13 protein-coding genes are annotated in these 12,754 nt (G+C 72.2%); 11 read left to right on the top strand and 2 right to left on the bottom strand.

Annotation, left to right across the window (positions count from 1 at the left end; genetic code table 11):
• Positions 1-36: 36 nt before the first annotated feature.
• Complete coding sequence (locus E0W78_RS16640) at positions 37-195, top strand: hypothetical protein (protein WP_165570512.1); 159 nt, start codon at positions 37-39, stop codon at positions 193-195.
• A gap of 129 nt (positions 196-324) precedes the next feature.
• Here the strand turns inward: E0W78_RS16640 and E0W78_RS13505 are convergent, their stop codons facing one another.
• Positions 325-897 carry a TetR/AcrR family transcriptional regulator C-terminal domain-containing protein gene (locus E0W78_RS13505; protein WP_131404473.1) on the bottom strand — a complete coding sequence of 191 codons (573 nt, stop codon included), beginning with the start codon at positions 895-897 and terminating at the stop codon, positions 325-327.
• A 95-nt stretch (positions 898-992) separates the two neighbouring features.
• On the opposite strand from E0W78_RS13505, the gene E0W78_RS13500 reads away from it, so the two are divergent.
• Genes E0W78_RS13500 through E0W78_RS13490 form a run of 3 tightly spaced genes read left to right on the top strand, consistent with a single transcriptional unit; the run spans position 993 to position 2,898 of the window.
• Positions 993-1,571 carry a biotin transporter BioY gene (locus E0W78_RS13500; protein ID WP_131404472.1) on the top strand — a complete coding sequence of 193 codons (579 nt, stop codon included), beginning with the start codon at positions 993-995 and terminating at the stop codon, positions 1,569-1,571.
• 16 nt (positions 1,572-1,587) lie between these two features.
• Positions 1,588-2,280, top strand: a complete 693-nt coding sequence (locus E0W78_RS13495) for an ABC transporter ATP-binding protein (protein ID WP_131404471.1) — start codon at positions 1,588-1,590, stop codon at positions 2,278-2,280.
• A 9-nt stretch (positions 2,281-2,289) separates the two neighbouring features.
• The gene (locus E0W78_RS13490; protein WP_131404470.1) at positions 2,290-2,898 is read left to right on the top strand and encodes an energy-coupling factor transporter transmembrane component T; all 609 of its coding nucleotides are present in this window, start codon (positions 2,290-2,292) and stop codon (positions 2,896-2,898) included.
• 172 nt (positions 2,899-3,070) lie between these two features.
• Here the strand turns inward: E0W78_RS13490 and E0W78_RS13485 are convergent, their stop codons facing one another.
• Positions 3,071-5,290, bottom strand: coding sequence for an NADP-dependent isocitrate dehydrogenase (locus E0W78_RS13485; protein WP_131404469.1), 2,220 nt, complete (start codon positions 5,288-5,290; stop codon positions 3,071-3,073).
• A gap of 144 nt (positions 5,291-5,434) precedes the next feature.
• Here E0W78_RS13485 and E0W78_RS13480 point away from each other — a divergent pair, with 144 nt between their 5' ends.
• From E0W78_RS13480 to E0W78_RS13450, 7 genes are all read left to right on the top strand, one after another.
• Positions 5,435-6,166: a LytTR family DNA-binding domain-containing protein gene (locus E0W78_RS13480; protein WP_131404468.1), complete on the top strand. Its 732-nt coding sequence runs from the start codon at positions 5,435-5,437 to the stop codon at positions 6,164-6,166.
• The gene (locus E0W78_RS13475; RefSeq protein ID WP_131404467.1) at positions 6,163-6,537 is read left to right on the top strand and encodes a hypothetical protein; all 375 of its coding nucleotides are present in this window, start codon (positions 6,163-6,165) and stop codon (positions 6,535-6,537) included. Before E0W78_RS13480 ends, E0W78_RS13475 begins: the two co-directional genes overlap by 4 nt.
• Positions 6,534-8,015 carry a cation acetate symporter gene (locus E0W78_RS13470; protein ID WP_131404466.1) on the top strand — a complete coding sequence of 494 codons (1,482 nt, stop codon included), beginning with the start codon at positions 6,534-6,536 and terminating at the stop codon, positions 8,013-8,015. Before E0W78_RS13475 ends, E0W78_RS13470 begins: the two co-directional genes overlap by 4 nt.
• A 160-nt stretch (positions 8,016-8,175) precedes the next feature.
• A complete protein-coding gene (locus E0W78_RS13465; protein ID WP_131404465.1) occupies positions 8,176-8,514 on the top strand; it encodes a DUF485 domain-containing protein in 339 nt (112 codons plus the stop codon).
• Positions 8,511-10,166 (top strand): cation acetate symporter, encoded by a 1,656-nt coding sequence (locus E0W78_RS13460; protein WP_131404464.1) that lies wholly within the window; start codon positions 8,511-8,513, stop codon positions 10,164-10,166. Before E0W78_RS13465 ends, E0W78_RS13460 begins: the two co-directional genes overlap by 4 nt.
• 72 nt (positions 10,167-10,238) lie before the next feature.
• On the top strand, positions 10,239-12,209 hold the full coding sequence (acs, locus tag E0W78_RS13455; protein ID WP_131404463.1) for an acetate--CoA ligase: 1,971 nt from the start codon (positions 10,239-10,241) through the stop codon (positions 12,207-12,209).
• A gap of 122 nt (positions 12,210-12,331) precedes the next feature.
• On the top strand, positions 12,332-12,751 hold the full coding sequence (locus tag E0W78_RS13450; RefSeq protein WP_131404462.1) for a phage holin family protein: 420 nt from the start codon (positions 12,332-12,334) through the stop codon (positions 12,749-12,751).
• Positions 12,752-12,754 lie beyond the last annotated feature (3 nt).

Below are 12,754 nucleotides of genomic sequence, written 5' to 3'. Positions count from 1 at the left end.
CCCGGTTCTGTCGGTGGTCGTTCCTACGGTGGAGACATGAACGACATCCGCATCGGCCTGGTCCTGGTCTGCGAGGACTGCGGCTTCGACGTCGAGCTCCCCGACGAGCTGAGCGGCACCGTCACGTGCACCGCGTGCGGCGTGGCCGCGTGGGTCGACCTGCCCTACGCCGAGGTCGAGGCGCTCAGCGCCTGATCGTTCCCGCTGGCTGAGCCTGTCGAAGCCTCCCCGCTGGTTGAGCCTGGCGTCCGCTGGCTGAGCCTGTCGAAGCCTCCCTTCGACAAGCTCAGGGAGCGGGGTTCCGCTCAGGGCGCGGGGTTCCGCTCAGGGAGCGGACGTCGCGTGGGCGCGCACCCCGGCCAGCAGCAGGTCCAGCCCCTGCTCGAAGCTCGCGCCGTCGGCCGCGTCCCCGCCGTCCGGCTTGTCGCCGATGGCGCCCGCGCTGGCCGCCTGCAGGTGGGTCTGCTCGTCGAGCACGTGGCCGAAGACGAAGTGCAGCATCGTGCGGGCGGCGGCCCGGGCGAACCGGTCGTCCAGGCCCGCACCACGCAGGGCGGACGTCAGCCGCTCCCCCGGCTCGTGCGGCCCCAACCCGTAGGCGTGCACCGTCGCGACGACCTCCGCGCCGTCGCGCCACGCGAGCATCGCGTCGCGCAGGGCCCGGCACTCGGCCCGTACGGCCGCCTCACCCTCGGCCGGCTCGGGCCGGCCTCCCCGGCCGACGATCTCGTCCGCGACCGCGGCCAGGAGCTCCTGCTTGCTGGCTACGTGGTGGTAGAGCGCGCTCGGCCGCACGTCCAGCTCGGCGGCGAGCCGGCGCATCGACAGGTCGCCGAGCCCGTGCTCGTCCAGCACGCGCAGGGCGGCGTCGACGACGTCCGTGCGGTGGTGGCGCATCCGAGCTCCTTCGTTGACAGGCGACGGGTCCCAGCCTAACCTGAACGCCGTTCACCTGAACGCCGTTCAGGTGCGTGTCCCCGCCGAGGAGCAGCATGAGCACCGTGTCCGCGCGCCGCACCAGCAGCACGACCGACCTGGCCCTGGTCGCGACCTTCGCCGCGCTCATCGCGGTCTGCGCGATCCTGCCGGCGATCAACGGCGTGGCCAACGTGCCGTTCACGCTGCAGATGTTCGGCGTGTTCCTGGCGGGCTCGGTGCTCGGCGCCCGCCGCGGCTTCCTGGCCGTCGTGCTCTATCTCGTAGTCGGCACCGCGGGTCTGCCCGTCTTCACCCAGGGCAGCGCCGGACCGGCGGTGTGGGCCGGCGCCACCGGCGGGTACCTGCTGGCGTTCCCGCTCGCGGCGGCGCTGGTGGGCTTCGTCGCGACGCGCGTGGCCCGGCGGTCGCCGGCGGTGTTCGTCGGCGCCGTCTCGCTGGCCGCGGCCGTCGCCACCGTCGCGGTGGTCGGCACCCTCGGCACCCTCGGCATGATGCGCGCACTGGACGTCTCGGCCTCGGTCGCGTGGGGCTTCGCGACGCCGTTCTTCGTCGCGGACGTCGTCAAGGGCGTCCTCGCGGCCGTCGTGGCGGCCTCGGTGCTGCGCGCCTTCCCGCAGCTCGCCCGGCGCTGACGCGTACCGTACGGACGTGATCGAGCTCGACCAGGCCGCCGTCACCGTCGAGACGACCGACGGTCCGCTCGTCGTCCTCGAGCCGACCACCCTCACGCTGGACGAGCCGCGGGTCGCGGTCGTCGGCGCCAACGGCTCGGGCAAGTCCACGCTCGCGCGCCTGCTGAACGGGCTGGTCGAGCCGACGTCCGGCCACGTGCGCGTCGGCGGGCTCGACACCGTGGACGAGGGTCCGGCCGTGCGCCGCCGGGTCGGGTTCGTGTTCACCAACCCCGACGCCCAGCTGGTCATGCCCACCTGCCTGGAGGACGTCGCCCTGTCGCTGCGCCGGACGGTCCGCGACAAGGCCGCCCGCCGCGCCCGCGCCCTGGAGGTGCTGGCGTCCGTCGGGCTCGAGGCGAAGGCGGACACGAGTGTCCACGCCCTGTCCGGCGGCCAGAAGCAGATGCTCGCGCTGGCCGGCGTGCTCGCCACGGACCCCGACGTGCTCGTCGCCGACGAGCCGACCACGCTGCTCGACCTGCGCAACACCAGGCTCGTCGCCGACCGCCTCCTGTCACTGCGCCAGCAGCTCGTGCTGGTGACCCACGACCTGGACCTGGCCGTGCGCTGCGACCGTGCGCTCGTCGTCGACGCCGCCCGCGTCGTCTTCGACGGCGACCCGGCCGAGGCGGTCGCCCACTACCGCGCGCTGGTCGCAGCACCGTGAGGATCGCCCGTGACTGACCTGCTCGGGGCGTACCGACCGGGGCGGTCGGTGCTGCACCGGATCCCGGCGGGGCCGAAGCTCGGCCTGCTCGCCACGTACGGCGCGATCGCCGTCGCGCTGCACGGCCCGGCGAGCGCCGTCGTGCTGCTCGTGGTGTCACTCGCGCTGACGCTCGTGGCCGGCATGCCCGTGCGCCGGACGCTGCGCCAGGTGCGCGGCCTGCTGGTGCTCGCCGTGGTCGTCGCCGCGTTCCAGACCTGGCAGCGCGGCTGGCCGGTCGCGGTGCACGTGGTCGGCGACCTGCTCGCGCTCGTGCTCGCCGCGCTCGTCTTCACCGCGACGACCCCGGTGGACGACGTCCTCACCGCGGTCGAGCGGGGCCTGCGGCCGTTCCGGCGGCTCGGCGTGCGCCCCGAGCGGGTCGCGCTGGCGTTCTCGCTCGTCCTGCGCGCGATCCCCGGCATCCTGGAGACGGCCCGCGAGACCCGCGCCGCCGCGAAGGCTCGCGGCCTGGAACGGAGCCCGCGCGCCCTGCTCGTCCCCCTGGCCGTCCGCACCGTCGGACGGGCCTACGAGACCGGTGACGCCCTCGCGGCCCGCGGCCTCGGCGACGACTGAGCCCGACGGACGGCCACCGCCCCAGGACTCCTCGACCGCCCCAGGCCGGCAGACCTGGGGACGTCGGGTCTACCTGGGGCCCCAGGTAAACCCGACCCGGCGTCCGGGCCCGGACGCACGAGGGCCCCGCCCGGACGGATCCGAGCGGGGCCCTGCGGCGTGCGGGCGGGCGTCAGGCCAGCGAGGCCAGCGCCTCGTTCAGCGTCGCGGACGGACGCATGACGGCGTCGGCCTTGGCCGGGTCGGGCTGGAAGTAGCCGCCGATCTCGGCCGGGCTGCCCTGGACGCCGACGAGCTCGGAGACGATCGTCTCCTCGGCGTCGGCGAGCTTCTGGGCCAACGGGCCGAACGTCGAGGCGAGCTCGGCGTCCTTGCTCTGCTGCGCCAGCTCCTGGGCCCAGTACAGCGCCAGGTAGAAGTGGCTGCCGCGGTTGTCGATCGTGCCCAGCTTGCGGCCCGGCGACTTGTTCTCGTCCAGGAAGCGGCCGGTCGCGGCGTCCAGCGTGTCCGCGAGCACCTGCGCGCGGTCGTTGCCGGTCGTCGTGGCCAGGTGCTCGAAGCTGACCGCGAGGGCCAGGAACTCGCCCAGGCTGTCCCAGCGCAGGTAGTTCTCCTTCACCAGCTGCTGGACGTGCTTGGGCGCCGAGCCGCCGGCGCCGGTCTCGAACAGGCCGCCGCCGTTGATCAGCGGGACGACCGACAGCATCTTGGCCGACGTGCCGAGCTCGAGGATCGGGAACAGGTCGGTCAGGTAGTCGCGCAGCACGTTGCCGGTGACCGAGATGGTGTTCTCGCCGCGGCGGATGCGCTCGATGCTGAGCTTGGTGGCCTCGACCGGGCTGAGGACGCGGATGTCCAGGCCCTCCGTGTCGTGCTCGGGCAGGTAGGCGTTCACCTTGGCGATGAGGTTCGCGTCGTGGGCGCGGTTCTCGTCGAGCCAGAACACGACCGGGTCGCCGGTGGCGCGACCCCGGGTGACGGCCAGCTTGACCCAGTCGCGGATCGGGACGTCCTTGGTCTGGCAGGCGCGCCAGATGTCCCCGCGCTTCACGTCGTGCTCGGTGAGCGTCTCGCCCGCGCCGTCGACGATGCGGACGACGCCGTCGGTCTCGATCTCGAACGTCTTGTCGTGCGAGCCGTACTCCTCGGCCTTCTGCGCCATGAGGCCCACGTTCGGGACGGTGCCCATGGTGGACGGGTCGTACGCGCCGTGCGCCTTGCAGTCGTCGATGACGGCCTGGTAGACGCCGGCGTACGAGCTGTCCGGGATGACCGCCAGGGTGTCCTGCTGCTCGCCCTGGGCGTTCCACATCTGGCCCGAGGTGCGGATCATGGCCGGCATCGAGGCGTCGACGATGACGTCGCTGGGGACGTGCAGGTTGGTGATGCCCTTGTCGGAGTCGACCATGGCCAGCGCCGGGCCCTCGCTCAGGCCGCGCTCGAAGGCGGCCTTGACCTCGGCGCCGTTCGGCAGCGCGTCCAGGCCCTTGAGGATGCCGCCGAGGCCGTCGTTGGGGCTGAGGCCCGCGGCCTTGAGGTCGTCGCCGTAGGCCTCGAACACCTGCGGGAAGTACGCGCGGACGGCGTGGCCGAAGATGATCGGGTCCGAGACCTTCATCATCGTGGCCTTGAGGTGGACCGAGAGCAGGACGCCGGCCTCCTGGGCCGCCGTGACCTGCTCGGCCAGGAAGGCGTTGAGCGCGGCGGCGTCCATGCGGGTGGCGTCGACGACCTCGCCCTCGAGCACCGTCAGGCCGTCCTTGAGCACCGTGGTGGTGCCGTCGGCGGCGACGTGCTCGATGCGCAGGGTGTCGTCGGCGGGCAGGACGACCGACTGCTCGTTGCTGGCGAAGTCGTCGTGGCCCATCGTGGCGACACGGGTCTTGCTGTCGGCGCTCCACGCGCCCATCGAGTGCGGGTGCTTGCGCGCGTAGCTCTTCACCGACGCGGGCGCGCGGCGGTCGGAGTTGCCCTCGCGCAGGACCGGGTTCACGGCCGAGCCCTTGACCTTGTCGTAGCGGGCGCGGACGTCGCGCTCCTCGTCGGTCTGCGGGTCCTCGGGGTAGTCCGGCAGGTCGTAGCCCTGCGCCTGCAGCTCGGCGACGGCCGCCTTGAGCTGGGGCACGGATGCCGAGATGTTCGGCAGCTTGATGATGTTGGCCTCGGGACGCTTGGCCAGCTCGCCCAGCTCGGCCAGCGCGTCGTCGACCCGCTGCTCGGCGGTCAGGCGCTCGGGGAACTGCGAGAGGATGCGGCCGGCCAGCGAGATGTCGCGGGTCTCGACGTCCACACCGGCCTGCGAGGCGTACGCCTTGATGATCGGCAGGAAGGAGTACGTCGCGAGCGCAGGCGCCTCGTCGGTGTGCGTGTAGATGATCGTCGAGTCGGTCACGGGTGCTCCGTTTCGTCGGGTGCAGGACCACAAGATTGTTTGACGTCAAGATAATCTCACGCGCTCGACGTCGCGACCGACGCTACCCCGGCCGCGCGGCGCCGACACCCCCGGGACGTGACGGCGATCACCTAGGATCGCGCCATGGCCGACGGACTGCGCACCCTCGTCGTCGACGACGAGCGGCCGGTGCTGGACGAGCTCGTGTGGCTGCTCGAGCGCGACCCGCGCATCGGCGAGATCCGCGCCGTCCAGTCCGGGGTGGACGCGCTGCGCCTCCTCGAGCCCGGCGGCGTCGACCTGGTCTTCCTCGACATCGCGATGCCCGGGCTGAGCGGCCTGGAGCTCGCGCGCCTGCTCGGCCGCTTCGCCGAGCGGCCGCGCATCGTCTTCGTCACCGCCCACGAGGAGCACGCCGTGGACGCCTTCGAGCTGGGCGTCGTGGACTACCTGCTCAAGCCGGTCCGCGAGGAGCGGCTGGCCGAGAGCGTCCGGCGGGCCACCGAGTCCGCCGCCGCGACCGACGAGGACGACCCGACGATCGCGGTCGAGCTGGCCGGCGTCACGCGGTTCGTCCGCCGCTCGAGCGTCGCCTACGTCGAGGCGCACGGCGACTACGTCCGGCTGCACACGACCGACGGCGCCGACCACCTCGTGCGCGTCCCGCTGACGGCGCTGGCCGAGCAGTGGGCCGAGGCCGGGTTCGTGCGCGTGCACCGCAGCCACCTGGTGGCGCTGCGCCACGTGGCCGAGCTGCGCCAGCGCGACGGACGCACGTCCGTGGTCGTCGACACCGGCGCCCGGACGACCGAGATCGGCGTGGCCCGGCGCCACACCCGGGCGCTGCGCGAGCTCGTGGCGGGACCCGGACGGTGAGCGACGAGGCGCGGGAGCGGGTGCGCGTCACCAACCCGCTGACCGTGGCGGCGCCGCACGTGCGCCGTCCCGTCCGCGAGGAGCTCGACGAGCTGTCCGGCGTCGGCGACGCCTACGTCCGCGCGCTGGTGCGCTCGCAGCTGCGGCTCACCGGAGTCGTGGTGCTCGCGCTGGTGCTCACGCTCGGCTCCCTGCCGATCGTCCTGCGGGTGGCCGAGGGCGTCGTCGACGGTGAGGTGCTGGGCCTGCCGCTGGCCTGGCTGGCCCTCGGCGTCGGCGTGTACCCGTGGCTGTTCGTGCTCGGCTGGCTGTACGTGCGCCAGACCGACCGGCTCGAGCGCGACTTCGCCGCCCTCGTCGAGCCGCCGTGAACCCGACCTACGCCGCCGTCGCGGTCACCCTGGTCTCGCTGGCGACCATCGGCATCGGCGCGTTCGGGCTGCGCATCAGCCGGACGACGAGCGACTTCTACGTCGCGTCGCGGTCGGTCAGCCCGTGGTGGAACAGCTCGGCGATCGGCGGCGAGTACCTCTCGGCGGCGTCCTTCCTCGGCGTCGCCGGCCTCGTGCTGGCCTACGGCGCCGACATGCTCTGGTACCCGATCGGCTGGACCGCGGGCTACCTGCTGCTGCTCGTGCTGGTGGCCGCCCCACTGCGCCGCTCGGGCGCGTACACGATCCCCGACTTCGCCCAGGTGCGGCTGCAGTCGGTCGCGGTGCGCCGGGTCGCCACGGTGCTCGTCGTCGGGGTCGGGTGGCTCTACCTCATGCCGCAGTTCCAGGGCGCCGGCCTGACCCTGCGCACCGTCGCCGACTCCCCCGGCTGGCTGGGCAGCGTGCTCGTGGCCGCGATCGTCGTGGTCAACGTCGTCTCCGGCGGCATGCGCTCGATCACCTTCGTGCAGGCCTTCCAGTACTGGCTCAAGCTCACCGCGCTGCTCGTCCCGCTCCTCTTCCTCGTCGCGGCCTGGCGCGGCGACGGCGCCCCCGCGCCCGTCGACGCCGGCGACTGGGTCGGGCCGCTCGGCGACGGCGCCCAGGGGCTCTACAGCACCTACGCCGTCATGGCCGCGACGTTCCTGGGCACGATGGGCCTGCCCCACGTCGTGGTGCGCTTCTACACCAACCGCGACGGCCGGGCGGCGCGCCGCACGACGCTCGTGGTCCTGGTGCTGCTCGGCGCGTTCTACCTGCTGCCGCCGGTCTACGGGCTGCTCGGACGCGTGTACGCCGGCGACCTCGTCGCGTCCGGCCACGCCGACAGCGTCGTGCTCGAGCTGCCCGGACGCGTGCTCGGCGGCACGGCCGGCGACCTGCTCGGGGCCCTGGTCACCGCGGGGGCGTTCGCGGCCTTCCTGTCCACGTCGTCCGGACTGACGATGTCGGTCGCCGGCGTGGTCGGCCAGAGCCTGGCCGCGACCACCCGGCTCTCGTCCATCGCCGCGCTGCGGGTCGCCGCCGTCGTCTGCGTGCTCGTGCCGTTGGCGCTGTCGTTCCTCACCGGCGAGATCGCCGTGGCCAGCTCGGTGACGTTCGCCTTCGGGCTGGCGGCGGCGACGTTCTGCCCGCTGCTCGTGCTCGGCATCTGGTGGCGCGGGCTCACCGCCGCCGGCGCCGTCGCGGGCCTGGTCGGCGGCGGGCTGGCCGCCGGCGTGGCCGTGCTGCTCACCATCGTGTGGCGTCCGGACGGCTGGACCGGGACGTTGCTCGCCCAGCCCGCCGCCTGGGCGGTGCCGCTCGGCTTCGCGCTCATGGTCGGCGTCTCGCTGGCCACGCCCCGCCGCGTGCCCGCCACCGTCGCGCGCACCATGGCCCGGCTCCACACCCCCGAGGACCTGCAGCGGCGCTGACCGCTCGTCGCGCCAGGACGACCGTTCGTCGCAGCGCCGCGACCGCCCGGCGACCCGTCGCCGGGCTTGACCGCACCACCTGTCGTGTGACCTGGCACACATCCTCACGCGTCCCTACCGTCGGCTCAGCACCGTCCCAACGACCCGAAAGGGGTGCGCTGTGGCCGAGAAGATCTCGCCAGCGGTCCACGCCGAGTACGAACGCATCCATGCCTCGGCCGACTTCCACCGGCTGCGGTCCGCCTACCGGCGCTTCGTCGTGCCGACCACCGTCGCCTTCATGATCTGGTACCTGGCCTACGTCCTGGCCTCGAACTGGGCCCCCGACCTCATGGGCACCAAGATCGTCGGCAACATCAACGTGGCCCTGGTCTGGGGCCTGCTGCAGTTCGTGACGACGTTCGGCATCGCCTACGCGTACGCGACCTACTCCGCCAAGAACATGGACCCGATCGCGGACGACCTCCGCGGGCAGTTCGAGCGTGAGGTGGAGCGATGAGCACCCGTGACGTCCTGCTCGCCGCGAGCGAGAGCGGCGACCACCAGGCGCTGACCGCGACCCTGTTCGTCCTGGTCGTGCTGCTCACCGTCGGCATCACCTTCTGGGCCAGCCGCAACACCAAGACCGCGGCCGACTACTACGCCGGCGGACGCTCGTTCAGCGGCGTGCAGAACGGCTTCGCCATCGGCGGCGACTACATGTCGGCCGCCTCGTTCCTGGGCATCTCCGGCGCGATCGCACTGTCCGGCTACGACGGCTTCCTGTACTCGATCGGCTTCCTGGTGGCCTGGCTCGTCGCCCTGCTGCTGGTCGCCGAGCTCCTGCGCAACTCCGGCCGCTTCACCATGGCCGACCAGCTCGCGTACCGCATGGAGCAGCGTCCGGTCCGCACCGCGGCGGCGACGTCCACGATCGTCGTCTCGATCTTCTACCTGCTCGCGCAGATGGTCGGCGCGGGCGCCCTCGTGTCCCTGCTGCTCGGCATCGACAGCGATGCGGCCAAGAACCTGACCATCGTCGCGGTGGGCATCCTCATGATCTTCTACGTCGTCTTCGGCGGCATGAAGGGCACGACCTGGGTGCAGATCGTCAAGGCCGTCCTGCTCATGTTCGGCACGCTGCTCATCTCGATCCTGGTGCTGGCCAAGTTCGGCTTCAACCTCTCGGACCTGCTCGGCACCGCCGCCGACAACAGCGGCCAGGGCAAGGCGTTCCTGGAGCCCGGCCTCAAGTACGGCGCCACCACGACGAGCAAGATCGACTTCGTCTCGCTCGGCATCGCGCTCGTCCTGGGCACCGCCGGCCTGCCGCACATCCTGGTGCGCTTCTACACGGTCCCGACCGCCAAGCAGGCGCGCCAGTCCGTGCTCTGGGCGATCGGCATCATCGGCACCTTCTACCTGCTCACCCTGGTGCTGGGCTTCGGCGCCGCGGCGCTGGTGAAGGGCGACGCGAAGGACCGCATCGTCGAGTCCGGCGGCAACCTGGCCTCGCCGCTGCTGGCCGAGGCCGTGGGCGGCGGTGCCGGCACGACCGGCGGCGCCATCCTGCTGGCCCTCATCTCGGCGGTCGCGTTCGCGACGATCCTCGCCGTGGTCGCGGGCCTGACGCTGACGTCGGCGTCCTCGGTGGCGCACGACCTGTACGCCAACGTCTGGAAGAAGGGCGAGGTCACCGGCAAGGACGAGGTGCGCGTCGCGCGCATCGCCGCCTTCGTCATCGGTGGCGTCGCGATCGCGCTGGCCATCCCCGGCCAGAGCCTGAACGTGGCCTTCCTCGTCGCCCTGGCCTTCGCGGTCGCGGCGTCGGCGAACCTGCCGGCCCTGCTCTACAACCTGTTCTGGAAGCGGTTCAACACCCGCGGCGCGGTGTGGAGCATCTACGGCGGCCTCATCTCGGCCGTCGGCCTGGTGATCTTCTCGCCGGTCGTCTCGGGCAAGGGCCTGGACGCCAACGGCAAGAACCTGTCGCTGCTGCCCGAGAGCGTCGACATCAGCTGGTTCCCGCTGGAGAACCCGGGCATCGTCTCGATCCCGCTGGGCTTCTTCCTGGGCTGGCTGGGCACGGTCACGACCAAGAGCCGCGTCTCGGAGGAGCGCTTCCCCGAGCTCGAGGTCCGCTCGCTGACCGGCGCCGGCGCCGAGAAGTAGTCCCGTCCGTCCCGGGTGTGTGGTGCGCCACAATGGGTGGCGCACCACACACCCCTTTCTTGAGGAGACCCCATGAGCGCTGAAGGCCTCAGCAACCTCCTGCACGAGAACCGCCGCTTCGAGCCCCCGGCCGAGCTGGCGCAGCACGCCAACCTGACCGCCGAGGCGTACGACCGCGCCGCCGAGGACCGGCTCGGCTTCTGGGCCGAGCAGGCGCAGCGGCTGGACTGGGAGACCCCCTTCGAGGAGGTCCTGGACTGGTCGAACCCGCCGTTCGCGAAGTGGTTCGTCGGCGGACGCCTCAACGCCGCCTACAACTGCGTCGACCGGCACGTCGAGGCCGGGAACGGCGACAAGGTCGCCATCCACTGGGTCGGCGAGCCGGCCGACGACACCCGCACCATCACCTACAGCGACCTCAAGGACGAGGTCAGCCGGGCCGCGAACGCGCTGACCGACCTCGGCGTCGGCGCCGGCGACCGCGTCGCGATCTACATGCCGATGATCCCCGAGGCCGTCGTGGCGATGCTCGCCTGCGCCCGCCTCGGCGCCCCGCACACCGTCGTGTTCGGCGGCTTCTCCGCCGACGCGCTGGCGAGCCGCATCGACGACTGCCAGGCCAAGGTCGTCGTCACCGCCGACGGCGGCTACCGCCGTGGCGCGCCGAGCGCGCTCAAGCCGGCGGTGGACGAGGCGGTCTCGCGCACGTCCGTCGTCGAGCACGTGCTGGTCGTGCGCCGCACGGGGCAGGACGTCGACTGGTCCGAGGGCCGCGACGTGTGGTGGCACGAGGCCGTCGGGTCGGCGTCGCCGGAGCACACGCCGGAGGCGTTCGACAGCGAGCACCCGCTCTACGTCATGTACACGTCCGGCACCACGGGCAAGCCGAAGGGCATCCTGCACACGACCGCGGGCTACCTGGTGCAGTCGGCGTACTCGTTCTGGGGCGTCTTCGACCTCAAGGACGACGACGTCTACTGGTGCACCGCCGACATCGGCTGGGTCACCGGGCACTCCTACATCGTCTACGGCCCGCTCGCCTGCGGCGCCACGCAGGTCATGTACGAGGGCACGCCCGACACCCCGCACAAGGGCCGCTGGTGGGAGGTCATCCAGCAGTACGGCGTCACGAAGTTCTACACCGCGCCGACCGCCATCCGGACGTGCATGAAGTGGGGCGAGCAGATCCCGGCCGAGTTCGACCTGTCGAGCCTGCGCATCCTCGGCTCGGTCGGTGAGTCGATCAACCCCGAGGCGTACGTCTGGTACCGCGAGAACATCGGCGGCGGGCGCACCCCGATCGTCGACACCTGGTGGCAGACCGAGACCGGGGCGCACATGATCACGCCGCTGCCCGGCGTCACCGCCGCCAAGCCCGGCTCGGCCATGCGCGCCATCCCGGGCATCAGCGCCGAGGTCGTCGACGACGCCGGCAACCCGGTCGGCAACGGCGAGGGCGGCTACCTCGTGCTCACCGAGCCGTGGCCGTCGATGCTGCGCACGATCTGGGGCGACGACCAGCGCTTCCAGGACACCTACTGGTCGCGCTTCCCGGGCTCCTACTTCGCCGGCGACGGCGCCAAGAAGGACGAGGACGGCGACATCTGGCTGCTCGGCCGGGTGGACGACGTCATGAACGTCTCGGGGCACCGCCTGTCGACGACCGAGATCGAGTCCGCGCTGGTGTCGCACCCGAAGGTCGCCGAGGCGGCCGTCGTGGGCGCGGCCGACGACACGACCGGCCAGGCCGTCGTCGCGTTCGTCATCCTGCGCGAGTCGGCGCTCGTCGACGGCCAGGAGGCCGACGACAGCGTCATCACCGAGCTGCGCAACCACGTGGCCAAGGAGATCGGCCCGATCGCCAAGCCGCGGCAGATCCTGGTCGTGGCCGAGCTGCCCAAGACGCGCTCGGGCAAGATCATGCGCCGCCTGCTGCGCGACGTGGCCGAGAACCGCGAGGTCGGCGACGCCACGACGCTGGCCGACAGCTCGGTGATGTCGATGATCAGCGAGGGGATGAAGTCGGCCAAGAGCGACGACTGACCCTCGTCCGTCCCGACCGGGGGCGGGTCCGGCCAGCGGTGTCACGCCGCCCGGCTCGGGCCCGCCCCCGGCCGCGTCCGGACGCACTGCGGGGTCGGCGTCCGCTGTGTAGGCTCGCCGCCATGAGCGTGACCGAGCAGCAGCCGCAGCCCACGGACGAGCCCACCATCGGTCGTCTCGTCGCCGACGCCAGCCGCGACATCTCGAGCCTGGTCCAGGCCGAGATCCAGCTGGCCAAGAGCGAGCTGCGGGTCAGCGCGAAGGCCGCGGGCCTGGGCACCGGTCTGCTGGCCGCGAGCGCGTTCCTCGGCCTGCTCATCATCGTCCTCGGCTCGATCGCCGCGGCCTACTTCCTGACGATGACCGGCCTGCACCCGGCGTGGTGCTTCCTCATCGTCACCGGCTTCTACCTGGTGCTGATGCTGCTGCTGGTGTTCATCGGCATCCGCAAGCTCAAGAAGATCAAGGCGCCGGAGAAGACCATCGCGACGGCCAAGGAGATCCCGGCCGCGCTCAAGGGCCAGACCCGCCCGACCCGCTAGCCG

This window comes from Aeromicrobium sp. IC_218 (assembly GCF_004336805.1).
Lineage (GTDB): Bacteria > Actinomycetota > Actinomycetes > Propionibacteriales > Nocardioidaceae > Aeromicrobium.
The sequence above is the reverse complement of the archived record's forward strand: the minus strand, read 5'-3'. Positions and strand labels throughout refer to the sequence as shown.

Excerpts from the sequence above, each read along its gene's own strand:
- E0W78_RS16640 (WP_165570512.1), top strand. The coding sequence starts at position 37 with ATGAACGACATCCGCATCGGCCTGGTCCTGGTCTGCGAGGACTGCGGC.
- E0W78_RS13505 (WP_131404473.1), bottom strand. The coding sequence starts at position 897 with ATGCGCCACCACCGCACGGACGTCGTCGACGCCGCCCTGCGCGTGCTG.
- E0W78_RS13500 (WP_131404472.1), top strand. The coding sequence starts at position 993 with ATGAGCACCGTGTCCGCGCGCCGCACCAGCAGCACGACCGACCTGGCC.
- E0W78_RS13480 (WP_131404468.1), top strand. The coding sequence starts at position 5,435 with ATGGCCGACGGACTGCGCACCCTCGTCGTCGACGACGAGCGGCCGGTG.
- E0W78_RS13460 (WP_131404464.1), top strand. The coding sequence starts at position 8,511 with ATGAGCACCCGTGACGTCCTGCTCGCCGCGAGCGAGAGCGGCGACCAC.
- acs (WP_131404463.1), top strand. The coding sequence starts at position 10,239 with ATGAGCGCTGAAGGCCTCAGCAACCTCCTGCACGAGAACCGCCGCTTC.
- E0W78_RS13450 (WP_131404462.1), top strand. The coding sequence starts at position 12,332 with ATGAGCGTGACCGAGCAGCAGCCGCAGCCCACGGACGAGCCCACCATC.